Raw genomic sequence first — 26,474 nt, 5'->3', positions numbered from 1 at the left:
AACACCACGAACTCAGCCCGCAGCTGCACCCTCTCCTCCGAAAACGACACGGTCGTCGCAACCTCCCAAACTCGGGGTGTTGCGACGACCGTTGGAACCCGCCCACGCCCGGAGGGGGCCTCGACGTGAGGGGAGCCTCGACGCGGATGAGACCGGGCGATGCGGGCTGTCAAGGCCTCTGCCGCACCGGACCGCCTCGGCCTAGCCTGGGCACATGGACGGGTTCGCGGCCATCGACTACGGATTCGCGCGCGAGGTCGTGCAGCGCGGCGTCGCGGCGCTGTACCTCGTCGCGTTCCTGTCGAGCCTGAACCAGTTCCGGCCGCTGCTGGGCGAGCGCGGGCTGCTCCCCGCCCCTGAACTGCTGAACTGGGCGACCTCGTCGAAGGCGAGGAGGCGGATGCTGCGCCCCACCCTGTTCACGCGGATCAGGTACACGGACCGGCGCCTGGCGGCGCTGTGCTGGACGGGCATGGCGATCTCGGCGCTGCTGGTCGTCGGCATCCCGCAGCTCGGGCCGCCCTGGGTGCCGATGATCGCCTTCCTGTTGCTGTGGGGCGGGTACATGTCGGTGGTGAACATCGGCCAGACCTTCTACGGCTTCGGCTGGGAGATGCTGCTGCTCGAGGCGGGGTTCCTCGCCGCCTTCCTCGGATCCCGGGACCAGCCGCCGACGACCGTCGTGATGGTGCTGCTGTGGTGGCTGGTGTTCCGGCTGGAGTTCGGTGCGGGGATGATCAAGATCCGCGGCGGACGGGAGTGGCGCGATCTGACCGCGCTGACCTATCACCATGAGACGCAGCCGATGCCGGGGCCGCTCAGCCGCCAGGCGCACCTGCTGCCACGGTGGTTCCACAAGGGGGAGGTGCTGGGCAATCACTTCGCGCAGCTGGTGGTGCCGTTCTTCCTGTTCGCGCCGGTCCTGGGGCTGTTCCGGGGCTTGGTCCCCGAGCTCGCGGTGGTGCCGCAGATCGTCGGCACGATCGCGGCGGTGATCGTGATCCTCACGCAGCTGTGGTTGATCGTGACCGGCAACTTCGCCTGGCTGAACTGGGCGACGGTCGTGATCGCGTTCTCGGCGGTGTCGTGGCCCGGCCTGCGAAACCCGGTCGTCGAGCGAGCGCAGCGCCCTTCGTCTCGCTTCGCTCGCTCAGGAACCGGGGAGTTGGATCTGTACTGGCTCGTGATCACGTCGGCGGTCGGCATCCTGTACCTCGCGATCAGCTGGCCCGCGCTGCGCAACCTGTTCGCGCACCGTCAGCTGATGAACGCGAGCTTCAACCGCTGGCAGCTCGCCAACGCCTACGGCGCCTTCGGCACCGTCACGAAGCAGCGCATCGAGTTCGTCGTGGAGGGCACGACAGACGCCGATCCGGATGCCGCCCGCTGGCGCGAGTACGAGTTCAAGGGCAAGCCAGGAGACCTGCGCCGGATCCCGCGGCAGTTCGCCCCGTATCACCTGCGGCTGGACTGGCTGATGTGGTTCCTGCCGCTCGGACGCCCTCTGGAGGACTGGTTCGCGATGTTCCTCGTCCGGCTGCTGGAGGCGGATGCCCCGACGCTGCGGATGCTCCGTCGCGACCCCTTCGCGGGCGAGCGCCCCCGCTGGGTGCGCGTGGTGGCGTACCGCTACCGGTTCAGCACGCGCGCCGAGCACCGGGCATCCGGCGATGTCTGGGTGCGCGAGCGGCAGGGGCTGGTGGTGCGCCCGCTCGGCGGGTGACCACTCGCTCGCCGGCACAGGCGCACGACCGGGGCACGGATGCACGACCGGATCGAGCATTCGGCCGTGCATCCGTGCCCGCGTCGTGCAGGTGCACCCGGTCGGGCCGGCGTGACCTCAGAGCAGGACCGGATGACCGGTCGCGAGCGACGCGTACGCGGCCTCCACCAGTGCGACGGCGGCGACGCCGTCGGCGGGCGTGACCCGCGCGTCGCGACCGGTGCGGATGGCGTCGAGGAAGTCGGCGAGCTGCGCGCGGTACGGATCCAGGGCGGATGCCGGCGGCAGGTGCCCCTCCCGTGCGCCGGACAGCTCGTCGGTGTCCACCGACAGCTCGCCGGCTGAGCCGACCACGGACGCGCTCGAACGGAACCGGGTCTCCGGCCCGAACCAGTCCGCGCGCACGTGACTGATGGCCCCGTTCGCGTGCGTGAGCGTGACGTGCGCCGACACGGGTGGCTGCACGACTCCGTCGATCGCCGGCGGATCCTGCGTCGCGGACGCCTCCACCACCGGACCCGCCAGCCACAGGGCCTGGTCGAGGTCGTGGATCATGAGGTCGCGGATGAGCCCTCCGCCGGCGTCCTGCGAGTAGAACCAGGCGGATGCCGGAGCGGCGACCGTCCGGCGGAACGTCAGCTCGAGAAGGGTGCCGACCCCGCCGATCGCCTCGTGAACCTGCCGGTAGCCGGAGAAGTAGCGCACCACGTGCGCGGGGAACACGCGAACGCCCGCCTCGTCCGCGGCATCCGCGATGGCCTGCGCGTCGGCGACGGTGACGGCCAGGGGCTTCTCGCACACCACGTGCCTGCCGCGGCCGAAGGCGGCCCTCGCGATGCCGAGGTGCGTCGCGGTGGGACTGACGATGTCGATGATCCCGCAGGCGTCGATCAGTTCGTCGAGGGTGTCGACGATGCGGATGCCGTAGCGCTCGGCGAGGGCATCCGCTCCGGTGCGGCGCAGGATGTCCACCTCGGCACCGAGCGCGAGCCAGCCCTCGATGTGCGGCGGAGCGATGCCTCCGGCGCCGACGATCCCGATCCGCGGAGTGTCATCCATACGGCCGAGCCTACGTCGCGGGGGAGGCGGCTGCTCGGGGATCCGCGTGAGCGTGCTATCCGCCTCCCGCCTCCCGCGGTGGCCTAGGGCGTCACGATGGCGCGCAGCCGGTCGGCGGGGAGCCCGGCCGATGCGATCTGCAGCATGGTCGCCTCGGGCGTCTGCACCGGGAAGCCGCTGCCGAAGACCCGTCGATCGCCGAGCGGAGCGCTCGGATCCGACACGACACCGGTCGGCCCGTTGAGGTGCCACATGTCCAGCCGCAGCCCGGGCGGGATGTCATCGCCGAGGTGACGGGAGAGCTCGGTGGCCTCCGCGAGGTTCAGCCCGCTGAGGTGGAGCGGACTCGACGGCAGGGATCGGACGAGCTCGGCGAGATCGCGGACCTCCAGGTCGCGCGCGGGGGAGGAGGGATGACGCACGCGTGCGTCATCCAGTCGGACGATGACCTGCACGAGCAGGTCGTGTCGCGCGCAGGCATCGATCACCTCAGTGACCAGTGCCACGTCGTAGTGATGGATCCCGGGGGCCACGCGCACGCCCTCTGCACCCGCATCCGCCGCCCACTCGAGCTCCTGGCGCCAGCCGGGCTCGCTCGGGTCGATCACGGCGAAGGGTCGCAGCAGTGTCTCGCCGGCGCAGGCCGCCAGGGCGGCCTCGTTCCCGGTCCGCGTGTCGAAGCCGAAGAGCGCGGCCAGGTGCGAGACCCAGATCGCGTGCAGGCCGTGGCGCTTCCCGTACGTCCGCAGCGCGCCGGCGTCGGCGGCGGCCGACAGCCGGTACGGCCACTGGCCCAGATGGCACATGGTGTCGGTCGCGTCCAGTTCGGAGAAGCTGCTCAGCAGCATCCGTGACGCCGCCGTCATCTCCGCACCTCCTCGAGCCAGCCGGCGACCGTGCCTCCGAAGACGCGATCCGCGGCATCCTGTTCCAGACCCGCGCCGAGCACCTTCCCCACGTTCACCGACAGGTCCACGTGCGGCAGATCCGATCCGAACACGACGCGATCGACGCCGAGCCGCTCGGCGGCGAGCGCGACCTCGCCGCCGCCGATGATCGTGCCGGAGGTGTCGACGGCGACATTGGGCAGCTCGCGGACGATGTTGACGGCCGATTCGGCCTGTCCGCCCAGATGCGCCATCAGGAATCGGGTGCCGGGGTGGCGGCGCGCCGCCCGCGCCACGTGCTCGGCCGTTGATTCGTACGGGAAACCGCCCACCGTCTTGCGCCAGGCGTGCGTGAGGACGATCAGCCGGTGCTCGGCGGCGTACTCGAGGATCGGATCGGCCAGCGGGTCGTCGGCGAGCGTGGCGATCCAGAGCTTGACGCCCACCATCCCGTGCTCCTCGACGTTCCGTCGCAGGTCCTCCATGGTGTCGCGGCCGTAGCGGGGGTTCACGTAGCAGTACCCGCGCAGATGATCGGGCAGTCGCACCAGCTCGCGCACCAGGACGCGGTTCATCTCGCGCACCTCGTCGATCGAGGGATGCGCGACGAAGTCGCCGATGTTGCTGCAGAGGAAGAGATCGATGCCGAGGAGTCGTCCCGCCTCGACGATCCTGTCGTCGAATCCGCCGTCGTGCAGGTGGGTGTGCGCATCGATGCCGATCACGGCATCTCCCCTGCGAGATCCTCGAGGGCCGCGCGGATGCGCGCCACGGTCAGGTCGATGTCGGCCTCGGTGTGCGCCGCGTTCACGTACGCCACGCGGTACAGGGAGACCCCGTGCCGGAAAGCCAGCCGCATGAACGCCTGCAGGACGGCGTCGTCATCGGCGACGAACTGAGGGCAGGTCGGATGCCCCGCCAGGCGGATGCCGACTCCTGCCGCGGCGAACGCCGCATTGACGCCGTCCTGCAGACGCCGGCCGGAAGCGCGGAGCCGGGAGAGCACGTCCTCGTCGCGCAGCGCCGTCATGGTCGCGGTCGCGGCCGCGAGCGAGAGCGTCTCGCCCCCGTACGTCGACGAGACCACGACCTCGCCTCGATCCAGGACCGAGAGCACGTCTCGGCGCCCGCAGTAGACCGACAGCGGCATGCCGTTGGCGATGCCCTTGCCGAACACGGACAGATCGGGCAGCACGCCCGTGAACTCCGCCATCCCGCCCAGGGCGACCCGGAATCCGGTGACCATCTCGTCGTACCCGAGCAGCGCGCCATGCGCGTCGGTGAGGTCTCGCAGATACCGGTAGAAGTCGCCCGCCTCCGGGATGGACGGGTAGTCGGCGGCGACGAGGATCAGCGCGATCTCCGAGCCGTGCGCGGCGAACAGTCCGTCCAGCGCGGCGCGATCATCCCATTCCACGGCGTGGTGCAGAGCCGAAAGCGCCCCCGGGACTCCCTGGACGGTGCTCGAGGTGCTGCCCGGGAGCACGCGGCCTCCGGATGCCAGCGAGTTCAGCCAGCCGTTGTAGCCGATCTGCACGATCCGGTCCCGTCCCGTGTGCGCGCGGGCGATGCGGATCAGCGCCGCCAGCGCCTCGCCGCCGGTCTTCAGGAACCGTGCCGCCTCCGCGCCGGGAACGATGTCGCAGAACAGCTCAGCCGTCGTCGTCTCGAGTGGGTGCGGATGCCCGAAGAGGATGCCGTCGGCGAGCTGCGCGCGAATCGCCGCGTCCACACGATCGTCGGCGTATCCCAGCGTGACCGGGCCGAGAGCACACCGGTAGTCGATGAACTCGCGCCCGCGGTCATCCCAGACGCGGCATCCCGAACCGCGGACGATCACCTCGGGCTCATCGGGCAGCAGCGTCGGCGCCTTGGAGTTCGTGCTGGAGCCCACCGGCATGACTGCGAGCGCGCGGTCCCGCCACCTCGCCGCCATGTCCATCTCCTCATCTCTCCTTCGGGATGCTGCGTCTGTGCAGGTCAGACCAGGGTGACGACCTCGCCGCCGCGTGCCGCGGAGGCCTGCGCGGCCTTCACGATCTCCACCGTGCGCACGCCGACGCCGGCATCAGGCTGTGGCTGCCGGCCGTCCCGGACCGCCGCCACGAACTCCGCGAGCAGCAGGGCGTCGAGGTCCAGGCCCACCGGGTCCCAGGTCTCGCCGTGCGCGTCATGCCCTGCCACGCCCTGCGTGAACGGGCTGACCGTGACCGTGCCGTGCTCGGCCACCACCTGCAGGGTGAGTCCGCCCCAGGTGGGGGAGGACACCGGCCAGCTCCAGGAGCAGTCGATGCTCGCGATGACGCCGCTCGGATACTGCAGGGTGACCATCCCGCCGGTCTCCACGGCAAGGTCGCGGTCGGCGTACAGCGTGCCGTTCGACACCGCCCGCACCGTGCGGACGCGCTCGCCGAGGAGCTCGTCGAGCAGATCGGCGCAGTGCACGACGTGGTCGACCAGAGCGCCGCCCCCGGCGAGCTGAGGATCGGTGAACCAGGCGCGGTCCTGCGGCAGCTTGCCGTTGTTCACGCCGGTGACGCTGAGCACCCTGCCCAGGCCGCCGCTGCGGATCTGTGCGAGCGCGTCGCGGAACGATGGTGCGAAACGAACCGGATAGGCGACCATCAGGATCACGCCGGCGCGCTCACAGGCCTCGCGCATCGCCACGGCATCCTCGACCGATGTCGCCAGCGGCTTCTCGCACAGCACGTGCGCGCCGGCTGCCGCGGCCGGCTCGACCAGCGCACGGTGGCGGGAGTTCTCCGCGGCGATCACCACGGCATCCGGCTTCCACGCGAATGCCTGCTCGTAGCTCTCCACGTACTCGACGCCGAGCTCGGCGGCGAGCTCCGCCCCGCGCGGAGCGTCATCGGGTGCGGTCGCACCGTCGGGGTCGGTCGCGATCAGCTCGATGCCGGGCATGGCGCGCAGCGCCTGCACATAGCTGAGGGCGTGGGTGTGCGCGAACGAGAGCACTGCGACGCGGAGCGGGCGGACGGCGGTCATCGGACGACCTCCAGCGTCTCGAGGGCGATCGGGGCGCCCGTGGCGATCGAGGCATAGGCCGCCTCGGCCACGGCCACGGCCGCCACACCCTCCGCCGGCGTGATCCTCGCCTCGCGTGCACCGTCGAGAGCCGTCATGAAGTCCGCGATCTCGGCGTAGTAGGGGCTCTCCTGCGGCGACATCGGCGGCAGGTAGTCGGTGGAGGCGGCGGTGATGACGGTGTCGGTGCGGCTGACGCGGTCCTCGGCGCTGTCGTATCGCAGTCGTCCGGAGGATCCGGAGACCTCGACGCTGGTGCGGAACGGCATGCCGGCCGCGACCCAGCTGGCATGCAGGTGGCTGATGACGCCGTTCTCGTGCGTGAGCACGACGTGGGAGCTGACGGGGGCGGGCACGACGTCGTCGACGGTCGGAGGGTTCTGCACCGCGTAGACGGATGCCACGGGTCCGGCGAACCAGATGGCCTGGTCGATGTCGTGGATCATCAGATCGCGGATGACGCCGCCGCCGGTGCTCTCCGTGAAGAACCAGGGCGACTGCGGCGCGGCTCCGGCGCGGGCGAAGCGCTGCACGGCGACCTCGCCGATGCGGCCCGAATCGATGCCCGCCTTGATGCGCTCGTACTCGCCCATGTAGCGCACGACGTGCGCGGGGAAGAGCCGCACGCCCGCCTCCTCCGCGGCCCGCACGACGCGGGCGGCGTTCTCGGCGGTGTCGGCGAGAGGCTTCTCGCAGATCACGTCCCTTCCGCGCGCGATCGCGCGGAGTGCGAGGTCGGCGTGGGTGCTGCTGGGGGTGAGGATGTCGACGATGTCGACCGCCTCGATGAGGGCGTCGACGTCCTCGACGAACGTGAAGCCGTACTCCGCGGCGATCTCCTCGGCGCCCTGGAGGGAGGTCACGTAGCCTTCAGCGCCCAGTGCGCGCCAGGCATCGGCGTGCACGCGGGAGATCCCTCCCGCGCCGATGAGTCCGACTCTCGGTGTGCTCACGCTGTCTCCTCCTGAAGCTCTGCGACTGCGGCGACTCCCGCAGGAAGCGGTGTGATGGGCGGGACGGGCATGCCCTCGATCCCGTAGATGGCGGCGGCGTGCCGGCGGAACGCGAACACGACCGCACCGTGCGAGGCGGCTTCCGCCCCCAGACGCGCCCCGACCACGGGGACGGCGAACGGGAGTCCGATGTGGGCGGACAGCGCGGGGCGCAGCGGGTCGAGGAACTGCTCGTGCGCGGCCGACAGGCCGCCGCCGATGACGATCATGGCCGGGTCGACGGTCAGCGCCAGGGTGGCGATGCCCCGGGCGATCTGGTCGATGAACCCGGTGAGCTCCTGCTGGGAGTCGACGTCGCCGTTGCGGGCCCGGAGGAAGACGTCCTCCGCGTTCTCGCCGGTGCGCCAGGTCAGCTGACCGGTCTCGGTGACCAGGCCGGGGAAGGCGAGCCGGCCGATGTCTCCGGCGGCGTTGTGGATTCCTCGCCGTGGCCTCCCGCCGAGGATCAGTCCCATGGCGATGCGGTTGCCGACGGAGAGGTACAGCACGTCGTCGACCAGCTGCGCGACGCCGAGGTGGTGCTCGGCGACGGCGGCGAGCCGGACGCCGTTGTCGACGGAGACCGGGCATCCGAACGCATCCGAGAGCTGGGAGCCGATGTCGACGCCCGACCACTCCGGGATGACCACCGAGGTCGTCACCCGGCCGTTGTCGTCGACGATGCCGGGGAGCGAGACACCGATGGCGCGCACTCGCGAGCGCGGGATGCCTGCCTCGTGCAGGGTGGTGCGGATGTCGTCGATCACGGTGGCGAGCTTGTCGACGGCGTCGCGCGAGCGGGTGACGCCGTCGAAGCCGCGGTGCAGCACGACCTGGCCGCTGAGGTCGGCGATGACGACTCGCACCGAGGCGATGCCGATGTCGACGCCGACCACGTGACCGGTGCGGTTCTGGAAGGCGAAGCGGCGGGCCGGGCGGCCCGCACCACGGCCCGTCGCGACGGGTGCGTCGGCGATCAGGTCGATATCGGCGAGAACGCCCATCGCGTTCTCCACCGAGGTGCGGGAGAGCTCGAGGGTCTGTGCGATCTCGGTGACGGTGGCGGTGCCCCGGTCACGGATGTGGAGGGCGGCCCGCACGGCGATGGGCAGGCTGCTGTGTCGGGACACGGGCTGCTCCTCTCGTCATCGATGGCGTGCGACTCAAATTAGCACACTGCATTCTCGGAATAACAGGGGGATCTTCTTCGGGATCGGCCGCCAGAAAATCAGCATCTGGCGAGAACTTGAAGATCGTGCTTGACTAATTATCCCACTTGACTGTCATAATGACATCACCCGCACGGTTCAGCAAAGGAGCATCATGCGCGCAAAGAGATTCGCCGGCGTCATCGCCGGGCTTGCCACCGCCGGCCTCATCGCCGGCTGCGCGGCGGGAGGGGGCGACGCCGCGAGCGGTGACGAGACCGTCACGCTCTGGGTCTACCCCGTCATCGCCGACGAGGCCAAGCACAAGGCCTTCTGGGACGAGACCGTCGCGGCGTTCGAGAAGGAGAACACCGACATCAAGGTCAAGTACGAGATCTTCCCCTGGGCGAACCGCGACGAGAGCCTGCAGACCGCGATCGCCGCCAACAAGGGTCCTGACCTCGTCTACCTGATCCCCGACCAGCTGATGGCCTACCAGAAGTCGATCGAACCGATGGACAAGTACCTCAGCAAGGACCGCAAGTCCGAGATCCTCCCGAACGTGACGAAGTCGGTCACGATCGACGGCCACATGATGGGCGCCCCGCTGCTGACCAGCGCGACCCCCCTCCTCTGCAACGCGGCGGTCTTCAAGGAGGCCGGCGTCACGGAGTACCCCGAGACGTGGGAGGACGCGCTCCGCATCGCGCCGAAGTTCACCGAGAAGGGGCTGCACCTCTTCAACTACACGGCATCCGCCGAGGCCACCCTCAACATGACCTTCTACCCGCTGCTCTGGCAGGCGGGCGGCGCCGTGTACGGCAAGGACGGATCCGTCGCGTTCGACGGCAAGGCCGGCACCGAGGCGCTCACGTTCCTCTCCGACCTCGCCAAGATGGGCGCGCTCGACCCGGATGCGCTGACCTCGCTCCCCGCCACCGAGCAGAGCGGCATCGCGACCGGGAAGACCGCGTGCTCGTGGGTCAACAGCGTCACCGAGCTCGCCCCGTTCTGGGGTGAGGAGAACGTCAAGGTGCTCGCTCCGCTGAAGGACAAGAAGAGCATCACGTACGGCACGGTCGGATCGCTGTCGATGCTCAAGGGATCGAAGGTCAAGGATGCCGCGGGCAAGTTCGCGGACTTCGCCACCAGCGCCGAGGTGCTCAAGCCCTACCTGACCGAGGCGGGATTCTTCTCCGCGCTCGACACCGCACCGCTCTACTCCGCCGACTCCCTGCAGGGACAGGTCGAGAAGTACGTGTCCACGACCACGGTCGGCGAGCTCGCGCCGAGCTCGCGCGCCCTGATGGGCGTGGTGTCGCCCGAGATCCAGGCGGCCCTGCTGGGGCAGAAGTCGCCGAAGCAGGCGCTCAGTGACGCGGCCAAGGCCGCGGCCCCGCTCCTGAAGTGACGATCCGGAGGGGCGGCGGGCACTCCGCCGCCCCTCCCCACGACGTGAGGTCAAGGCAATGACTACAGCCCCACCTGCGACAGCGTCTCCCACGCAGTCAGCGCCCGCGAAGCGGCGTCGCACCACGACGCGCCTGCTCGCGCGACGCGAAGCACGCATCGCGTTCCTCTTCGTGCTGCCGGCGTTCCTGCTCTTCATCGCCTTCCGCTTCGGCCCGGCCATCGCCGGCGTCGCGCTGAGCTTCTTCGACTACGACATCTCCGGCGAGATCGACTGGCGGGGGCTCGACAACTTCGTGCGCCTCTTCGAGGACGCGCTGTTCTGGCGGGCCCTGGGCACCACGCTGCTCTACACGGTGTTCGCGGTGCCGATCTCGCTCGCGCTCTCCACCGTGATGGCGCTGGGGGTGCGGCGCTCGTTCCGCGGCTCGCGGTTCTTCCGCTCGATCTTCTTCCTGCCGGTCATCACCTCGCTGGTGCTCGCCGGTGCGATCTTCATCTGGATCTTCTCCCGCAACGGACCGTGGTCGACGCTCATGTCGCCGCTGGGTCTCGGCGGCTCCTGGCTGGCGAGCACCGTACTGGTGGTCCCCGCGATCATCATCGTCGGCGTCTGGTCGCGTTTCGGCTACGGGATGATGATCATGATCGCCGCCATGCAGGACATCCCCCGCGAGCTCGAGGAGGCGGCGCTGATGGACGGCGCCAACGCCTGGCAGCGGTTCCGCTGGGTCATCCTGCCGTTCCTGCGCCCCACCGTGTTCTTCCTCGCGGTCATCGAGACGACCGCCGCGTTCCAGGTGTTCGACGTGATCTACGTCATGACCCAGGGCGGACCCGCCAATGCCAGCTACTCGCTCGTCTACCTGATCTACGACCAGGGCTTCAAGTACTTCGAGTACGGATACGCGGCGGCGGCCGGTGTCGCCCTGTTCATCATGACCCTCGCGGTCGCCCTCATCCAGCGCCTCGTGATCGGAAAGCAGAAATGACCGCGGTGACGTCGAACGCGCAGCTCAGGCAGCGCTCCTACAAGGCGCTCGAGCCGACGCGCGGCGGCCTGGTGCTGCGGTGGGTCTGGCTCAGCATCGCGGCCGTGTTCAGCTTCTTCCCCTTCTACGCGATGGTGGTGCTGAGCCTCAAGCCCGGCGCGGTCGTGAACTTCCCGCAGTCGCTGCTGCCGTGGGGCGACCTGTCCCTCTCCGCGTACGAGCAGGTGCTCAGCGGCCAGAACATCCTGCTCTGGCTGTTCAACACCCTGGTCTACGCCCTCGTCTCGGTCGTCGCGGTGCTGTTCCTCTCGGCGCTGGCAGGCTACGCCTTCGCCAAGAAGCGCTTCGCCGGGAAGGAGGTCATGTTCTGGTCATTCCTCTCGATGGTCATGGTCCCGTTCCACGTGACCCTGATCCCCACGTTCCTGCTGATCGCCAACCTGGGCGGCGTGAACGAGTACTGGGGCCTGATCCTGCCGACCCTGGCGAACGCGCAGGCGGTGTTCCTCATGCGCCAGTTCATCGAGGGTCTGCCCGATGAGCTGTTCGAGGCCGCGCGCATCGACGGCGCCAGCGAGCTGCGCATCTTCCTCCGGATCGTGCTGCCGCTGTGCAAGCCGGTGCTGGCGACCCTCGGGATCTTCGTCTTCCTGTGGCACTGGAACGACTTCCTGTGGCCGCTGATCATCGCGAAGTCCAACGAGATGTTCACGCTGACCGTGGGCATCTCCTCACTGCAGCAGCAGAACGTCCCGCTGAGCGTGATGCTCGCCGGTTCGGTCGTCGCGCTGCTGCCGATCTTCATGGCGTACCTCATCGCGCAGCGATACGTGCAAGAAGGCGTGACCGGCTCGGGAATCAAGGGCTGAAAGGAATGAGTGACGTGACAACGAAGAGCTTCACCTCGGAGGCTGAGCTGGAGCAGGCGCTGACGGCGCCCAGCGACGCGCTGATCGAGGACTTCTCGAGGACCTCAGGGGATCTGGTCATCCTCGGTGCGGGCGGCAAGATGGGCCCGACCCTCGCGGTGCTCGCCCGGCGGGCGATGGATGCCGCGGGCCGGAGTGCCGACACCGTGTACGCCGTGTCGAGGTTCGGCGACCCGGTGGTCACCGAGCGGCTGCGGAGTGCGAACGTGGAGGTCGTCCCGTTCGACCTGATCGAGAACGACGACTTCTCGGCGCTCCCCGACGCCCCGAACGTCGTGTTCATGGTCGGCGCGAAGTTCGGTGCGGCCACCAGCCCGTCGTGGGCCTGGGAGGTCAACGCGGCGCTGCCGGACCGCGTCGCGCGACGCTACCGCGACAGCGCGATCTCCGTGCTGTCCACGGGCAACGTCTACCCCTTCCTCCCGGCCTCCTCGGGCGGTGCGTCCGAAGAGGTGACGCCCGCGCCGATCGGCGAGTACGCGCAGTCCTGCCTCGGCCGCGAGCGGGTGTTCGAGTTCGGCGCGCAGCAGCGCGGCACGAAGGTCGCGCTTATCCGGCTGAACTACGCGGTGGACCTCAGGTACGGGGTGCTCGCCGACATCGGCAGCGCCGTGCACGCCGGAGAGCCGGTCTCGCTGGCCACTGCGAACGTCAACGTGATCTGGCAGGGCTACGCGAACGAGGTCGTGCTGCGCAGCCTGCTGCATGCGACATCCGACGTGTTCACCATCAATCTGACCGGACCGGAGCTGCTGAGCGTCGAGTCGATCGCCCGCCGGTTCGGCGCCCTGTTCGAGACCGAGGTGCGTCTCGTCGACGAGCCGCAGCCGACCGCCCTGCTCAGCGATGCGCGGCGCTGCATGGGGCTGTTCGGATATCCGGCGGTGCCCGCGGAGACGCTGATCGAACTGCAGGCCGCCTGGATCAGGGACGAGCTGCCGATGACGGCCAAGCCGACCAAGTGGGCCGTGCGAGACGGGAAGTTCTGATGACCGCCGTTCCCGTCCTGCGCGCCGAGGCTGCGCAGACCCTCGCCCGCGGAGCGGTCATCCCCGCGCATCCGCTCGCCCTGACCGCCGACCGCCGGCTCGATGAGCGCCGCCAGCGCGCGCTGAGCCGCTACTACCTCGCCGCCGGTGCCGGCGGACTGGCCGTCGGGGTGCACACGACCCAGTTCGAGATCCGCGATCCCGAGCACGGTCTGTACGAACCCGTGCTCGCGCTCGCCGCCGAGGAGCTGCAGGCCGCCGATGCCGGCATCGTGCGCATCGCCGGTGTCGCCGGCGACACGGCTCAGGCGGTCGCCGAGGCCGAGGTCGCGCGCGACCTGGGGTACGACGCGGTGCTGGTGAGCCCCCGCGTCGCCGGTGCCGACAATGCGGCGCTGCTCGACCGTGCCCGCGCGGTCGGCGAGGTGCTCCCGCTCGTGGGCTTCTATCTGCAGACGGCGATCGGCGGGCCGGTGCTCGACCGCGACTTCTGGTGCGAGTTCGCGTCCATCCCCTCGGTCGTCGCCGTCAAGGCTGCGCCCTTCGACCGCTACCGGACTCTCGAGCTGGTGCGCGGCGTCGCCGCATCCGGTCGCGCAGACGAGATCGCCCTGTACACGGGCAACGACGACTCGATCGCCACCGACCTGCTCTCGGAGTTCCACGTGGAGTTGCCGGACGGGCCGCGCACGCTGCGGTTCGTCGGAGGGCTGCTCGGCCAGTGGGCGGTCGGAACGCGGGCCGCGGTCGAGGTCCTCGACACCGCGCACCGCGCTGCGGCGGGCGATCTCGAGGCCTATCACCGGCTCGGGCGCATCGGATCCGATCTGGTCGACCTCAATCAGGCGGTGTTCGATCCCGGCAACGACTTCCACGGGGTCATCGCGGGCGTGCACGAGATGCTGCGCCAGCAGGGCCTGCTGGAGGGCATCTGGTGCCTCGACCCGAACGAGAGCCTCTCGCCCGGGCAGGCGGAGGAGATCGCCCGCGTGCGCGGCGCCTATCCCGAGCTCAACGACGACGCCTTCATCGCCGAGCACGTCGAGGAGTGGCTGAGATGACCGCCCCCGTCCTCGTCGCCGTGGTCAGCGCGGAGCTGATGGCGGAGTTCTTCGCGGATGCCGACGTCGAGCGCCTCCGTGCCGCGGCATCCGCTCTGGGCGGGGACTACGTACGGGTGGACCGCCTGGCGGACGTGCCCGATCCGGGCGCGGCGCGGGTCGTCGTCACCAGCTGGGGCGCCGTGCCCTTCGACGCCGGACTGCTGGCGCGGATGCCCCGGCTCGAACTCGTGGCGCACACCGGTGCGACCGTGAAGGCGTTCGTCACCGACGAGCTTTTCGATCGCGGCGTGCAGGTCACGCAGGCGGGAGCCGCGATGGCGCGCCCCGTGGCGGAGGTCTCGCTGGCGTTCACGCTCCTGCTGCTGCACCGGATCGGCGAGATGAGCGTCGCGCTGCGCACTCCCGGCGGCTGGTACGACCCGGCCGTCGGCGTGCAGCATCAGATCCTGGGCGCGCCGATCGCCGTGATCGGGGCATCGCGCACCGGACGGTCGTACCTGGAGCTGATCCGTGCCCTCGGCGCACGCCCGTTGCTCGTCGACCCCACGGTCGACGCGGCCGAGGCCGCGGCGCTCGGCGCCGAGAAGGTCGAGCTCGACGATGCACTGCGCCGCGCGCGGATCGTCGCACTGCACGCCCCGACCCTGCCGGTGACGCACCACATGATCGGCGCGCGCGAGCTGGCGCTGATGCCTGACGGGGCCGGGCTGGTGAACACCGCACGCTCATGGCTGGTCGACGGCGCCGCCCTCGAGGCGGAGCTGCTCACCGGTCGCATCTCGGCCGCGCTCGACGTGTTCGACGAGGAGCCGATGCCGCAGGACAGCCCGCTCCGGACGCTCGCCAACGTGCTGCTCACGCCGCACCGTGCCGCCGGAACAGTGGAGGGACGACGGGAACAGGGCCGCATCGTCGCCGACGAGGTGGAGGCCTTCGCCGCCGGCCGACCGCTGCGACAGGCCATCACGCGTGAACAGCTCGCGGTGATGGCCTGACCATGAGGGTCGCGTTCGCGGGGGTCGCGCACTCGCATCCCTTCGCCGATGCCGTGAACCTGGCTGCGCGCGGTGCGCACCCGGCGGGCGTCTGGGACGTCGACGACCCGGACCGACGCGAGGACTTCGCGGCGCGGTTCGGCGCCCCGGTCTTCGCCGAGCTGACCGAGCTGCTGGCCACCCGCCCTGACGTCGTGGTGGCCACACCTCGCACGCCGCGTGCCGTCGAGGTCGCCCTGGCGTGTGCGCGGGCGGGCATCCCGGTGTTCTTCAACAAGACGATCGCCGCGGATGCCACGGGACTGGCCCGCTGGGAGGCGCTGCCGGAGGCGCCGCGGTTCACCTCGTCCGTGCTGCGCTTCGCGCCCGAGCTCGTGGCGTTCGCAACCGTGCTGCCCTCCCGCCCGCGTGCGATCGAGGTGCACGCCCAGCACGACATCGCCGGCTTCCTCGACGACGCACGGCGCTGGCAGGACTCGCCCTCCGGCGCCGGCGGCACGATGCTCAACATCGGAGTGCACGCCTGGGAGATGCTCGACGTCGTCCTTCCCGGTGCGGCGGTGGAGGTCCTCTCCGCGGTGCGGACCGGCGGCGCGGGTCCGACCGCGTCGGAACTGCTCGCGACCGTGCACGCGCGTGCCGGCGAGACCTCGGTGACGGTGACCATCTCGGGGGTCGCCGGCGCCGACAGATACGCGGTGCGCACCTGGCACGACGAGGGGATGCGGGAGCTGGTGCTGCCCGAGGACCAGGACGGGCTGGGATACGCCGGCACGGCCGACGCAGTGCTGAGGCTGGCGGCCGGCGAGATCCCCGTGCCGGCCGCGCGGACGGCCGCGGTGTACCGCAACGCCGTCGTGGCGGCGGAGACGGCGAGGGGATGGGGATGACGGGGACCGGGACTGGGCGCGCCGATGCGCCCTGGAGTGCGGGCGTCCGCACGTGATGGCGATGATGCCGGAAACGAGGAGAAGATGATGGAGACGGTCCAGAAGGAGACGGCGCAGGCCGCCGAAGGGCGCTCGCGCCGGATGGTGCTCGCCGGATTCGGAGCGGCGGCAATCGGCGGTCTGGCCGCGGTCGGCGCGGCCGCACCCGCGAACGCCGCGACTCCGCTGCCGATGGCGAGGGACGCCGTGTCGGCGTCGACGGTCGCGTCGCTGCAGAAGGTCGAGGCCAAGGCCGACGACATCGTCGCGGTCGCGGGCTACGCCGAGCCCGGTGACGGCGGTGGCGGCCTGTTCCGCTGCGTGACCGCCGATCAGCCGAAGGTCGACGGCGGAACGGTCGTCGCGGGCAAGGGCGGCGCCGTCTGGGTGCGCGTGCACTCCGGGACGATGGACTTCCGCGCGTTCGGCATCTTCGGGCCGGATGCGCCCGCGGACGACGCCCTGGACGCGATGGTGGCGGATGCGGGCATCCATCGCATCGAGGCCCACACGGACCTGAACTTCGTGAAGCGGCACAGGTTCTCGCGGTCGAACATCGTGTTCGACTTCGGCAATCACCTGATGACGACCGAGGGGATCGAGAACGCGGGCAAGGACGACCCGTTCGCCGCCGTGATGTTCTTCCAGGGCGAGCTGACCGGCGAGGAGCGCACGGCTGTGCTCGGCGCACCGGTCGCGGATCTGGCCGACGTCTACCCCGTGGGCGACTCGTCGTTCTTCCAGGTCGGCGAGTGGTACGCCGCGGAGGTGAACGCCCTCGCCGGCCGCTGGGAGCGCGAGCTGCAGCGGCTCGTGCAGGTGACGCAGATCGTCGACGGCTCCCGCATCCGCGTGAACTATCAGAACGGCTGGCCCCTCGGCAAGGATCGTTCGATCACGTGGCGGCACGTGAAGCCCGTGCAGAACGTGGTGGTGTCCAACCTGCGCTTCCGCGGCAAGGGCACCGACGAGTACACCGGTTCGCACCCCCTGGCCTTCGAGTACGCGGTGCGCTGCGACGTGGATCACATCGACGGCACGGCCACGTTCTGGCCCCTGATCATGCGCCGGTGGAACACCTACTTCACCACCGAGAGCTGCACGCTGAAGAACCCGACCTCGGTCACCTGGGGCGGGGCGGGGTACATGACGCAGCAGATCTACTGCCTGTACGGCTACGTGGCGAACTGCCACACCTCGAACGCCAGGCACCTGAATGACTGGACCGCCAGTGCCTACGGCCTGGTCGAGAACTGCCACGGCGACGGCGACGACCAGGGTCCGTTCGTGACGCACGGGCAGTACGAGCACGACCTGACCTACGTGGGGAACTCCGGCCTGATGACGTTCGCCAACTCCGGGGCGGCATGGGGCGGCGCGGCGAAGCGCATCACGGTGCGCAAGCACGTCTGCTCCTGGTTCGTCGCGAGGGTGAAGGTCACCGACCTGACCCTCGAGGACATGCGGGTGATCGGCAAGCCCGACCTCGCCGGCTCCGGCATGCTCTGGATCAACGCCGACGGCGCCCAGCTGCGCGGCTGCTCCGCCACCGACACGCTGATCATCACGCAGGCATCGGATGCGTCGAAGCGGCCGACCGTGATCGAGGCGTCCGAGTTCACGTTCGTGGCGGCGGGCGATCTCACCAACGCCACCGTGACGAAGCCGGTGACGTTCGTCGACACCCGGCTGAACGGCGTGAACGGGCTGAAGCTCGCCGGCGCCGCCGCCGTGGAGTTCCGCGGTGGGCAACTGATCGGCGGCGACCGCGATGCGGCCTTCAGCACGTCGTCGTCACGGCTTCGGCTCACCGGCGTCGAGGCGGAAGGCATCCGCATCGACGCGGCGAGCGGAAAGGCGCAGGCGGTCGAGATCCTCGGCGGTTCCGCGGTTCGCACGGCGGCGGGCGCGGCGGTGTCGCACAGCGGCGGCGGGGAGCTGACCGTCGTGCTCGGCGACAGCACGTTCTCGGGCAGGGGCACGCATGTCTCGCTCACCTCGGGCGCGAATCACTACCGGGCCACCGGATGCCGATTCGACGGCGGCACCCTGGAGCTCGCCGCAGCGGCGTTCGGCGCGGGCAGCACGCTGCTGCACTCCGCGAACGTCGAGACGGCGGTGAAGCGCGTCGTCCCCGACGCGGCGGACAACGTCCTGACCACCGGGAACGTGATCGTGTGAGCGGACGGATCGTGAAGGGCGCGCCACCGGATGGCCGCTGACCCGATCCTGCGGCCGGCGGTCGCGGCGGATGCCGCGCCGCTGGCCGCGCTGTGGGCGATCGCCTTCTCTCCGCCGCTGCTGCCGGATCAGTGGCTCGTCGATGCCGACCGGCTCGCGCACACGATCGTCGCCGCCGACGAGGAGGGCGTGGTCGGGTCGATCTACGGGCTGCCGAAGCGCCTGCGCGAGGACGACGGCGCGGTGGCGTCGGTGCACTGCATCGGCAGCGTCGCGGTCGCCGACCGGGCACGAGGGCGCGGCATCGCCCGGCGGCTGGTGGCGGCCACGCTCGAGTCGGCCGGGCGCGCGGGCGCCGACTGGGCGCTGCTCTTCACCGGCACGCCCGAGGTGTACGGCTCGAGCGGCTTCGAGACCTTCACCATGCGTCGGTCGCTCACCGGACCGTGGGGTGCCGCGCTCGGCGCCCCGGGCGCCGGGGCTTCGGAGGCCGGTTCGCCGGATGCGGCCGTGCGGCGCGACCCGGTGAGCCTCGACGCGCTGCTGACGGGTGCCGAGGCCTATGAGGCCTCACGAGCGGACGTCGTGCTCGCTCCCGTGCGCTCGGTGCAGGACTGGGCGATGGCCGCAGTGCGGCTGGACGGCATGACGCTGTATCGCACAGATGGCGGTTACGCCGTGGCGGAGGTGCGGGACGGGCTCGGCGTGCTGGCCGAGCTCGCGGTCGTCGATCCTCGGGCACGCGCCGTGCTGCTCGAGGCGGTCGCCGCGGACTGGCGGGCGGGCGGTGCCGTGCGCGTCGACATCGCCGTGCCCGATCGCGCCGAGGACGTCGTCGCCGTGCGGGGGTTCGCGCCGTCGGCGCAGCCGGTGCAGGACGGCACGGGGATGACGCGCCCGGGGCGCAGGTCGCCCCGGATCACCGGCATCCGGCACTTCGGCGCAGCGGACTACTTCTGAGGGACGACGGAGACGGACATGACGACGCACTGGCTCGGCGCGGCTCGCCGCACGCGGAGTTCACTCCGCGGCTGCCGCCGTCCCCGCCAGGGGTGCGATGCGCTCCACGGCACGGGTGACGTGCGCGGCGATCACCGCGCGCACAGCCTCGGGGTCCCCGCCCGCGATGGCCTCGTAGATGAGGCGGTGGCTGCGCACATGCTCGGCCTGCTCGGCCGGGGGCAGGGCGGCGTTGGCGGCCTGGATGAACCCGGCGATGCGGCCGCGCAGCTGGGAGTTCAGCTCCGTGACGAAGCGGTGCTCGGAGAGGTCGGCGAGCGCCTCGTGGAACGCGCGATCCTGCCGCAGGACCTCGTCCATGTCCCCGATCGGCGCCGCCTCCATGGCATCCAGGATGTCCTGCAGGCGCTTCGCGGAGTCGTCGCTCCAGCGCTCCTGCACCCGGATCGCCATGAACTGCTCCAGCACGATCCGCAGGCTGGAGATCTCCTCGAGGTCCTGCGCGGTGAGCTCGGCGACGCGAGCGCCGCGTCGTGGTTCGCGCACGATGAGGCGCTCCTCGGCGAGACGTGTGAGGGCTTCGCGCACGGGGATGTGGCTCACTCCGAGTCGCTCGGCGAGCCTGCGCTCGACCAGGCGCTCGCCCGGGAGCAGCTCTCCGGACTGGATCGCCGCGCGCAGCTGATCGGCGACCTGCTCCGCGATGTTCTGGTCGGACACCGTGCGCATGGCTCCCCCTCCCGTGGTCTCGGCGTGCTGACCCCACGATGCTATGGCATCCGCTCGGGAAGGCTGTTGATCTCGTCTCGACAGCTGGATACTATTTACTATAGCAAACCTACGTGGACGGGAAGAGACTCATGACGACGACGTCAGCGGGAGAAGTCCGGTCCGGCGGTCGCCGGGCACTCATCACCGGCCTCGGGGCCGCCGCACTCGGCGGCGCGGCCGTCGTCGTCGGCACGGCCCCGGCTCAGGCCGCCGAAGGTCCGCAGAACGTGCGGCGCGTGCAGAACGTCGCCGAGCTGGCGGGCATCCGCGCACGTGACGGGGATGTCGCGATCGCCGCCGGCTACCGCACCGCGGGCGACGCCGGTGCGCTCGTCTACACGGGTGCCGATGCCGACGGCGTCACGGCGAACGGCGGAACGGTGATCGCCGCGCAGAAGGGCACCGTGTGGCTGCTGCAGCACGACGGCACCGTCGACTTCCGCGCCTTCGGCATCCTCGACGGGAAGACGGCGGCCGACGACGCCCTCGACGCGATGGTCGTCGACGAGAGCATCCGCCGGATCGAGGCGCACACCGACCTGCTCTTCCAGCGACGGCACCGCTTCACCCGCTCCCTTCTCGAGATCGACTTCGGCGGGCACACGATCACCACCGAGGGCATCGAGAAGAACACCCACGACAACCCGTTCGGCGCCGTGATGTTCTTCACCGGCGTGGCGAAGGACGACACGGTCGAGCACGCGCTCGCCGAGGCCTGGCCCGAGCTGACCGACGCCGTCGCGGTGCCCGACGCCGGCCGGTTCCCGCTCGGCTCCTGGTGGGCGGTGCAGTGCGCCCCCGTCGCCGGCGGAGGAGGAGACGAGCGCGAACTGCAGCGGTTCGTCGAGGTCACCCAGCGCATCGACGACACCCACATCCGGATCGACTACCTCAACGGCTGGCCGCTCGAGAAGGGGCGCCGCCTGACCTGGCGCCGATTCGACCCGGTCGCCGGCGTGCGCATCTCGAACATGCGCTTCCTCGGCGCCGGGCCTTTCGATGGCCCCACCGACGGCGGCCTTCCCGACCCGCGCGAGATGACTGGATCGCATCCGGTCGCCTTCGAGTACGCCATCCGCTGCGACGTCGCCGACGTGCACGCCTCGCAGACGTGGTGGCCGGTCGTGATGCGGCGCTGGAACACGCACTTCGTCACGGAGCGCTGCTCGATCGAGAACCCGCCCACGGTGTTCTACGGCGGCGCGGGCTACCTCACCCAGCAGATCTACTGCCTGTACGGCCGGGTCAGCGACTGCACCTCCTCGAACGCGCGGCACCTGAACGACCTCACCGCCAGCGCGTACTGCCTGGTCGAGAACTGCCACGGCGACGGCGACGACCAGGGCGGCAACCCGTTCACCACGCACGGGCAGTACGAGCACGACCTCACCTTCCTGGGATGCTCCGGACTGATGGACATCGCGAACTCGGGCGCCCAGTGGGGCACCTCCGCGAAGCGCATCACGGTCCGCGACCACGTCTGCTCGTGGTTCGTCGCGGGCACGAAGATCACCGACCTCACCCTGGAGAACGTCCGCGTGATCCCGCGGTCGACGTTCGATCCGCAGGCGACCATGACGATCAACGCCGACGGCGCGCAGCTGCGCGGATGCACGGCAGGGCTGCTCGCCATCGGGCAGCGCAGCTCGCGATCCACGCGTCCCACGACGATCGAGGACTGCACGTTCACCCTGCCCAAGGAGCAGGTGCTCGTGCAGACCCCGGTGGCGAACACCGTCACGTTCTCGCGCTGCACGATCGGCGGGCTCGACACTGCCAAGGTGCGCGGCTCCGGGGCAGTGAGGTTCCTCGACTGCGACCTCAGCGGTCCCGCCTCGGGCGGGCCGGTCGAGTTCGGCTCCTCGCGGGTCACGATCCGCGGCGGCACCGTCCGCGATGCCGCCCTGGTGATGACAGCGACGCGCGACCAGCTCGTCGTGCTCGACGGCGTCGAGCTGAGCACCACCCGCACCCAGGGCGCGATGGTCGGCAGGGGCGCAGGCGGCGGCACCGTCTCCTGGCGCCTGAGCGGGGTCGACTCCACGGCATCCGGCGACGCAGCACATCTCGCCATCGGCTCCGGCGTGAACCACGTGCGCATCCAGGACGCACGATTCAGCGGCGGACGACTCGACCTGGCCGAGGGCTTCGCGGGCGACTCGACGCTGCTGTACAGCGCATCCGTCGAGAGCGGCGTGAAGCGCAGCCTGCCCGCGGCAGGCGACCGCATCCTCATCGACGACTCGATCCTCACCGTCTGACCCACCACCGGAACGGCACTCATGCAGAGCACGCAGCAATCGCCCAGGTCGGCGGCACGTCAGGGCACCGCCCTCGGCGACCGCATCCGCGTGCCGCGCAGCGCCGTGCGGGCGGGCGTCGCCCGACGGGACATCACCCCGCCCGTCGGCATCCGCGCCAAGAACTGGGGGCCGGCCGACTGGGAGCGCTCCGAGGGCGCGCATCGGCCGTTCACCCTCACCGCGCTCGCGCTGACCGGGGCCGACGAGCGACCGCGGGTGCTGCTCGCGGTCGACGGCACGTGGTGGCGCCGCGTCGCCGACGAGCGCGGCGTGCGCGAGGCGATCCTCGGCGGGCTGGGGCTCGCGCCGGACCAGCTGATGCTCTCGCTCTCGCACACCCATGCCGGGGCCGTGCTCTGCGCCGCTGACGCGCATCTGCCCGGCGGCGAGCTGATCCCCGGTTACCTCGAGGCGATCGCGGCCGCGGGCGTCGCCGCCGGACGCGAGGCGCTGGACGCCGCGGGCGAGGGGCTCATCGAATGGACGCACGGGCGCTGCACGCTCGCCGCCGATCGTGAGCTCGACCTCGACGGCAGGGCCCTGGTCGGCTGCAACCCGGAGGGCGAGTCCGACGACACCGTCGTGGTCGGGCGGGTCAGCGTCGACGGCGCCGTGCGCGCCGTCCTGGTGAACTACGCCTGCCACCCGACCACGCTCGCCTGGCAGAACCGCGAGGTCTCACCCGACTACGTCGGTGCGATGCGCGAGACCGTCGAGGCCGCGACCGGTGCCGCCTGCCTGTTCGTGCAGGGGGCCTCCGGCGAGCTCGCCCCTCGTGAGCAGTACACCGGTGATGTCGGCGTGGCCGACCGGCACGGCCGCTCCCTCGGGCACGCCGTCCTCGCAGCCCTGGACGCGCTGCCCGTGCCGGGTCAGGAGCTCACGCTCGACCACGTGGTGGAGTCCGGCGCCCCGCTCGCGATCTGGACCGGCCGCCCCGTCACCGCCGACCACTCCGCCGCAGGCGTCTTCGGTGCGGTGGATCTGCCGCTGCGTGATCTGCCCACGCTGGACGAGCTCGCCGAGGAGTGGAAGGACATCGATCCGCGCTCGCGTGAGGAGCGCCTCGGCCGGGCACGCAACCTGCGCGAGGGGTACATCGACGGAGCCACCGTCCCGCATCCGGTGTGGGCCTGGAGAGTCGGCGATGCCGTGCTGCTGGGGCATCCGGGCGAGGCCTACTCGCGCCTGCAGCGCACCCTGCGCGCACGCTTCCCCGGCACCCCGATCGTGGTGATGAACCTCACCAACGGACCGGGCTTCGTCTACCTCCCCACCCGCGAGGCCTACGAACGCGGCGCCTACCAGTCCTGGCAGACGCCGCTCGCCGCGGGGGCCCTCGAACTGCTCGAGCAGCACGCCTGCCGCCTCGTCGCCGGTCTGCTCGACGCTCCGGCATCCTGACACCCACCCGAAGGAGAACCATGTCCCCTCAGTCGCCCGTCGCCGTCGTCACCGGAGGAGCAGCCGGCATCGGCTGGGAGATCGGCCGGCGCCTCGCCGCGGACGGCTTCACCGTCGTCGCCGCCGACCGGGTGCCCGCTCTGACCGCGGGCGAGAACCCCGCGGGCATCCTGTGGCGCGAGCTCGACGTCACCGACCCGGTGGCCGTCGACCGAGTCTTCGCCGAGATCGAGGACGAGCTCGGCCCGATCGCGGTGCTGGTCAACAACGCAGGCATCCAGCGCCACCGCGCCATCGAGGACCTGTCCTGGGACGAATGGACGGCCGTCGTCGACGTGAACCTGCACGGCGTCTTCGCCTGCCTGCAGGCGGCGGGAAGGCGGATGCTGGCGCGGGGCGAGGGTCGCATCGTGAACATCTCGTCGATCTCCTCGCGCGGCTCGGCAGGCCGTGCGCCGTACGCCACCACCAAGGCGGCCGTGATCGGCCTGACCGCGACGGCGGGCGCCGAGTGGGCCGCCCGGGGCGTGCGGGTGAACGCCGTCGCACCCGGCTACGTCGACACCGGGGTGTTCCGCCAGGGCGTGGAGGCGGGCACGCTCAGCCTCGACACGATCCTGTCGCGCATCCCCGCCGGGCGCCTCGCCGACGCCAGCGAGATCGGCGACGCGGTGAGCTTCCTGGTCTCCGACCAGGCGCGCTACATGAACGGCCAGACGCTGTACGTGGACGGCGGCTTCATGGTGGACTACGGCGTGCCCCTCGCGAAGAAGCCCGAATGACCCTCATCTCACGCATCGACACGGCGACCGCCGTGCTGCCGCTGCCCGCACCGCTGCAGCTGGGCGCGATGACGGTGACGCGCCGCGAGTACAGCGCCGTGCGCGCGACGGACGCCGACGGCACCACCGGCGTGGCCTATTGCCTGTCCCGGGAGGCGCCCATGGCGGAGCTCGTCGAGCGACTGGTCGCCGGGCACGCCGTCGGGGCCGACGCCGACGATCCCCCCGCGACCTGGGAGCGGATGCTGCGCGGCAGCGCCATCGTGGGCCGCGTCGGCCTGGTCCGCCGGGCGATCGGCCTGGTGGACATCGCGCTCTGGGACATCGCCGCGCGGCGCGCGGATCAGCCGCTGTGGCGGATGCTGTGCGCAGGCGACGAGTCCCGCCCCTCGATGCTCGTGGCCGCGTACCCGACTCCCGACCGCACGCCCCGCGCGGTCGCCGACGAGGTGCTCGCGCAGGCCGACGGCTGGACGAACGTGAAGGTCTCGCGCCTGCCCGATCCGGCGTACATGCGCGAGCTGATCGGCATCCTGAACCGGGAGCTGCCCCGCGACACCGGTCTGGTCGTCGACGTGGGCTTCGGCTGGCGCGACGCCGACGAGGCGCTCGCCGAGATCGGCCAGTGGGGCGATCCCAGGCTCGCCTGGCTGGAGGACCCGCTGCTGCCGGAGGATGCCGCCGGCTGCGCCCGCATCCGTCGCGAGAGCGGCCTGCCGCTGTCGGTCGGCGATGAGGTCACCGACCCCGCCGTGCTGCGCGCGCTGGTCGAGGCGGAGGCGGTCGACGTGCTGCGTCTCGACGTCGTCGCGATCGGCGGCGTCACCCCCGCGCGGGAGATGATCGCCTGGGCGGCGGAGCGCGGGGTGCCGGTCTCGGGTCACGTGTACTCCGAGGTCACCGCGCATCTCGGCATCGGGGTGGAGACGTTCGCGCGCGGCGGGAACCCGTACGATCCGGCGCCGTCGTTCATCGTCGGCGGCCCTCGGTTCGAGGGCGGGGTGCGGCCGGCGGATGCCGTGGGGCTCGGATTCGGGCTCGATCCGTCGGTGTTCGATTTCGAGGGGAGACCGGCGTGAGCGGATCTGCGAGCTCGACGCCGCGGAGCGTCGTCGTGACGGGAAGCGGCAAGGGCATCGGGCGGGCGATCGCGGAGCGGCTGACCGCCGACGGCTGGATCGTCGTCGGGCTGGAGCGGTCGCCGGGATCGGGGACAGTCGAGGAGCGCATCTGCGCGGAGGTGGTGCACGGCGACGCCTCGGCGCGCGAGACGCACCGGCGCGCGGCCGAGGCGGCGATGGCCAGGGCGCCGCTGACCGGATGGGTGAACAACGCGGGCATCACCAAGCGCACGCCGCTCCACGAGCTCGACGAGGACGTGGTCCGCGAGATCGTCGGCATCAACGGCTTCGGCTACGTCTGGGGATGCTCGGTCGCCGTCACGGCCTTCATCGATCAGGGCGCACCCGGCGCGATCGTCAACATCGGCTCGATCCACGGCCGCGCCAGCCACCCGGACCATGCGGCCTACGAGTTCACGAAGGGCGGCATCGACGCGCTCACGCGCAGCGTCGCCGTGAGCTACGGCGGACTCGGCATCCGGGCGAACACGGTGGCGCCCGGCGGGGTGCGGACTCCGCATCTGGAGGCGCAGATCGCCGCGGCGGCCGACCCCGCGGCGGAGGAGCGCGCACTCGCGGAGGGACCGCCGATGGGCCGCATCGCCCGGTCCGAGGAGGTCGCCGCGGTGGCGGCGTTTCTGCTCTCCGACGAGGCGCCGTACCTCACCGGGCAGTCGATCGCGGTCGACGGCGGATGGACCGCGTCGTTCGGAGACGTGTCGGTGCCCGCCGCTTTGAGGAAGCGCTTCGCCCGCTGACCGGCTCACCCGGGGTGGCGACACCGTCGGCT

General features: G+C 70.9%; 23 protein-coding genes. 15 read left to right on the top strand and 8 right to left on the bottom strand.

Annotated features, from left to right (window positions below; translation table 11 throughout):
• Nucleotides 1-214 precede the first annotated feature (214 nt).
• On the top strand, nt 215-1,723 hold the full coding sequence (locus ACTJJ4_RS10500; protein ID WP_440943256.1) for a lipase maturation factor family protein: 1,509 nt from the start codon (nt 215-217) through the stop codon (nt 1,721-1,723).
• 117 nt (nt 1,724-1,840) lie between these two features.
• Here the strand turns inward: ACTJJ4_RS10500 and ACTJJ4_RS10495 are convergent, their stop codons facing one another.
• The 7 genes from ACTJJ4_RS10495 to ACTJJ4_RS10465 form a co-directional block, all read right to left on the bottom strand.
• Nucleotides 1,841-2,782, bottom strand: coding sequence for a Gfo/Idh/MocA family protein (locus tag ACTJJ4_RS10495; RefSeq protein WP_440943255.1), 942 nt, complete (start codon nt 2,780-2,782; stop codon nt 1,841-1,843).
• An 83-nt stretch (nt 2,783-2,865) separates the two neighbouring features.
• Nucleotides 2,866-3,648 (bottom strand): hypothetical protein, encoded by a 783-nt coding sequence (locus ACTJJ4_RS10490; RefSeq protein WP_440943254.1) that lies wholly within the window; start codon nt 3,646-3,648, stop codon nt 2,866-2,868.
• Nucleotides 3,645-4,394: an amidohydrolase family protein gene (locus ACTJJ4_RS10485; protein ID WP_440943253.1), complete on the bottom strand. Its 750-nt coding sequence runs from the start codon at nt 4,392-4,394 to the stop codon at nt 3,645-3,647. Before ACTJJ4_RS10485 ends, ACTJJ4_RS10490 begins: the two co-directional genes overlap by 4 nt.
• Complete coding sequence (locus tag ACTJJ4_RS10480) at nt 4,391-5,605, bottom strand: aminotransferase class III-fold pyridoxal phosphate-dependent enzyme (RefSeq protein WP_440943252.1); 1,215 nt, start codon at nt 5,603-5,605, stop codon at nt 4,391-4,393. Before ACTJJ4_RS10480 ends, ACTJJ4_RS10485 begins: the two co-directional genes overlap by 4 nt.
• 44 nt (nt 5,606-5,649) lie before the next feature.
• Nucleotides 5,650-6,675 carry a Gfo/Idh/MocA family protein gene (locus ACTJJ4_RS10475; protein WP_440943251.1) on the bottom strand — a complete coding sequence of 342 codons (1,026 nt, stop codon included), beginning with the start codon at nt 6,673-6,675 and terminating at the stop codon, nt 5,650-5,652.
• Entirely contained in the window at nt 6,672-7,667 is a 996-nt protein-coding gene (locus ACTJJ4_RS10470; protein WP_440943250.1) for a Gfo/Idh/MocA family protein, read from the bottom strand. The genes ACTJJ4_RS10475 and ACTJJ4_RS10470 overlap by 4 nt, the downstream gene beginning before the upstream one ends.
• Nucleotides 7,664-8,836: an ROK family protein gene (locus ACTJJ4_RS10465; RefSeq protein WP_440943249.1), complete on the bottom strand. Its 1,173-nt coding sequence runs from the start codon at nt 8,834-8,836 to the stop codon at nt 7,664-7,666. Before ACTJJ4_RS10465 ends, ACTJJ4_RS10470 begins: the two co-directional genes overlap by 4 nt.
• Nucleotides 8,837-9,029: 193 nt before the next feature.
• Here ACTJJ4_RS10465 and ACTJJ4_RS10460 point away from each other — a divergent pair, with 193 nt between their 5' ends.
• From ACTJJ4_RS10460 to ACTJJ4_RS10420, 9 genes are all read left to right on the top strand, one after another.
• Nucleotides 9,030-10,265, top strand: coding sequence for an ABC transporter substrate-binding protein (locus ACTJJ4_RS10460; RefSeq protein WP_440943248.1), 1,236 nt, complete (start codon nt 9,030-9,032; stop codon nt 10,263-10,265).
• 58 nt (nt 10,266-10,323) lie between these two features.
• On the top strand, nt 10,324-11,256 hold the full coding sequence (locus tag ACTJJ4_RS10455; protein WP_440943247.1) for a carbohydrate ABC transporter permease: 933 nt from the start codon (nt 10,324-10,326) through the stop codon (nt 11,254-11,256).
• Nucleotides 11,253-12,125 (top strand): carbohydrate ABC transporter permease, encoded by an 873-nt coding sequence (locus ACTJJ4_RS10450; RefSeq protein WP_440943246.1) that lies wholly within the window; start codon nt 11,253-11,255, stop codon nt 12,123-12,125. Before ACTJJ4_RS10455 ends, ACTJJ4_RS10450 begins: the two co-directional genes overlap by 4 nt.
• A gap of 14 nt (nt 12,126-12,139) precedes the next feature.
• Nucleotides 12,140-13,174, top strand: coding sequence for an NAD-dependent epimerase/dehydratase family protein (locus ACTJJ4_RS10445; RefSeq protein WP_440943245.1), 1,035 nt, complete (start codon nt 12,140-12,142; stop codon nt 13,172-13,174).
• On the top strand, nt 13,174-14,235 hold the full coding sequence (locus tag ACTJJ4_RS10440) for a dihydrodipicolinate synthase family protein (RefSeq protein ID WP_440943244.1): 1,062 nt from the start codon (nt 13,174-13,176) through the stop codon (nt 14,233-14,235). The genes ACTJJ4_RS10445 and ACTJJ4_RS10440 overlap by 1 nt, the downstream gene beginning before the upstream one ends.
• Entirely contained in the window at nt 14,232-15,233 is a 1,002-nt protein-coding gene (locus tag ACTJJ4_RS10435) for a hydroxyacid dehydrogenase (protein WP_440943243.1), read from the top strand. The genes ACTJJ4_RS10440 and ACTJJ4_RS10435 overlap by 4 nt, the downstream gene beginning before the upstream one ends.
• 2 nt (nt 15,234-15,235) lie before the next feature.
• Nucleotides 15,236-16,123 (top strand): Gfo/Idh/MocA family oxidoreductase, encoded by an 888-nt coding sequence (locus ACTJJ4_RS10430; protein WP_440943242.1) that lies wholly within the window; start codon nt 15,236-15,238, stop codon nt 16,121-16,123.
• Nucleotides 16,124-16,207: 84 nt separating this feature from the next.
• The gene (locus ACTJJ4_RS10425) at nt 16,208-18,343 is read left to right on the top strand and encodes a peptidase C14 (RefSeq protein WP_440943241.1); all 2,136 of its coding nucleotides are present in this window, start codon (nt 16,208-16,210) and stop codon (nt 18,341-18,343) included.
• A gap of 30 nt (nt 18,344-18,373) precedes the next feature.
• On the top strand, nt 18,374-19,303 hold the full coding sequence (locus tag ACTJJ4_RS10420; protein WP_440943240.1) for a GNAT family N-acetyltransferase: 930 nt from the start codon (nt 18,374-18,376) through the stop codon (nt 19,301-19,303).
• 60 nt (nt 19,304-19,363) lie between these two features.
• Here the strand turns inward: ACTJJ4_RS10420 and ACTJJ4_RS10415 are convergent, their stop codons facing one another.
• Nucleotides 19,364-20,032 (bottom strand): GntR family transcriptional regulator, encoded by a 669-nt coding sequence (locus ACTJJ4_RS10415; RefSeq protein WP_440943239.1) that lies wholly within the window; start codon nt 20,030-20,032, stop codon nt 19,364-19,366.
• 131 nt (nt 20,033-20,163) lie between these two features.
• Between ACTJJ4_RS10415 and ACTJJ4_RS10410 the strand changes: the two genes are divergently transcribed.
• From ACTJJ4_RS10410 to ACTJJ4_RS10390, 5 genes are read left to right on the top strand one after another with little or no spacing between them, the layout of a single operon-like run.
• The gene (locus tag ACTJJ4_RS10410) at nt 20,164-22,335 is read left to right on the top strand and encodes a peptidase C14 (RefSeq protein ID WP_440943238.1); all 2,172 of its coding nucleotides are present in this window, start codon (nt 20,164-20,166) and stop codon (nt 22,333-22,335) included.
• 21 nt (nt 22,336-22,356) lie between these two features.
• Complete coding sequence (locus ACTJJ4_RS10405; RefSeq protein ID WP_440943237.1) at nt 22,357-23,781, top strand: hypothetical protein; 1,425 nt, start codon at nt 22,357-22,359, stop codon at nt 23,779-23,781.
• A gap of 20 nt (nt 23,782-23,801) precedes the next feature.
• A complete protein-coding gene (locus ACTJJ4_RS10400; protein WP_440943236.1) occupies nt 23,802-24,563 on the top strand; it encodes an SDR family NAD(P)-dependent oxidoreductase in 762 nt (253 codons plus the stop codon).
• The gene (locus ACTJJ4_RS10395) at nt 24,560-25,642 is read left to right on the top strand and encodes a mandelate racemase/muconate lactonizing enzyme family protein (RefSeq protein WP_440943235.1); all 1,083 of its coding nucleotides are present in this window, start codon (nt 24,560-24,562) and stop codon (nt 25,640-25,642) included. Before ACTJJ4_RS10400 ends, ACTJJ4_RS10395 begins: the two co-directional genes overlap by 4 nt.
• On the top strand, nt 25,639-26,442 hold the full coding sequence (locus tag ACTJJ4_RS10390) for an SDR family NAD(P)-dependent oxidoreductase (RefSeq protein WP_440943234.1): 804 nt from the start codon (nt 25,639-25,641) through the stop codon (nt 26,440-26,442). The genes ACTJJ4_RS10395 and ACTJJ4_RS10390 overlap by 4 nt, the downstream gene beginning before the upstream one ends.
• Nucleotides 26,443-26,474: the final 32 nt, after the last annotated feature.

The sequence above is a fragment of the Microbacterium sp. 22195 genome (assembly GCF_052056515.1).
Lineage (GTDB): Bacteria > Actinomycetota > Actinomycetes > Actinomycetales > Microbacteriaceae > Microbacterium.
This window is presented reverse-complemented; position numbering and strand designations above follow the sequence as displayed.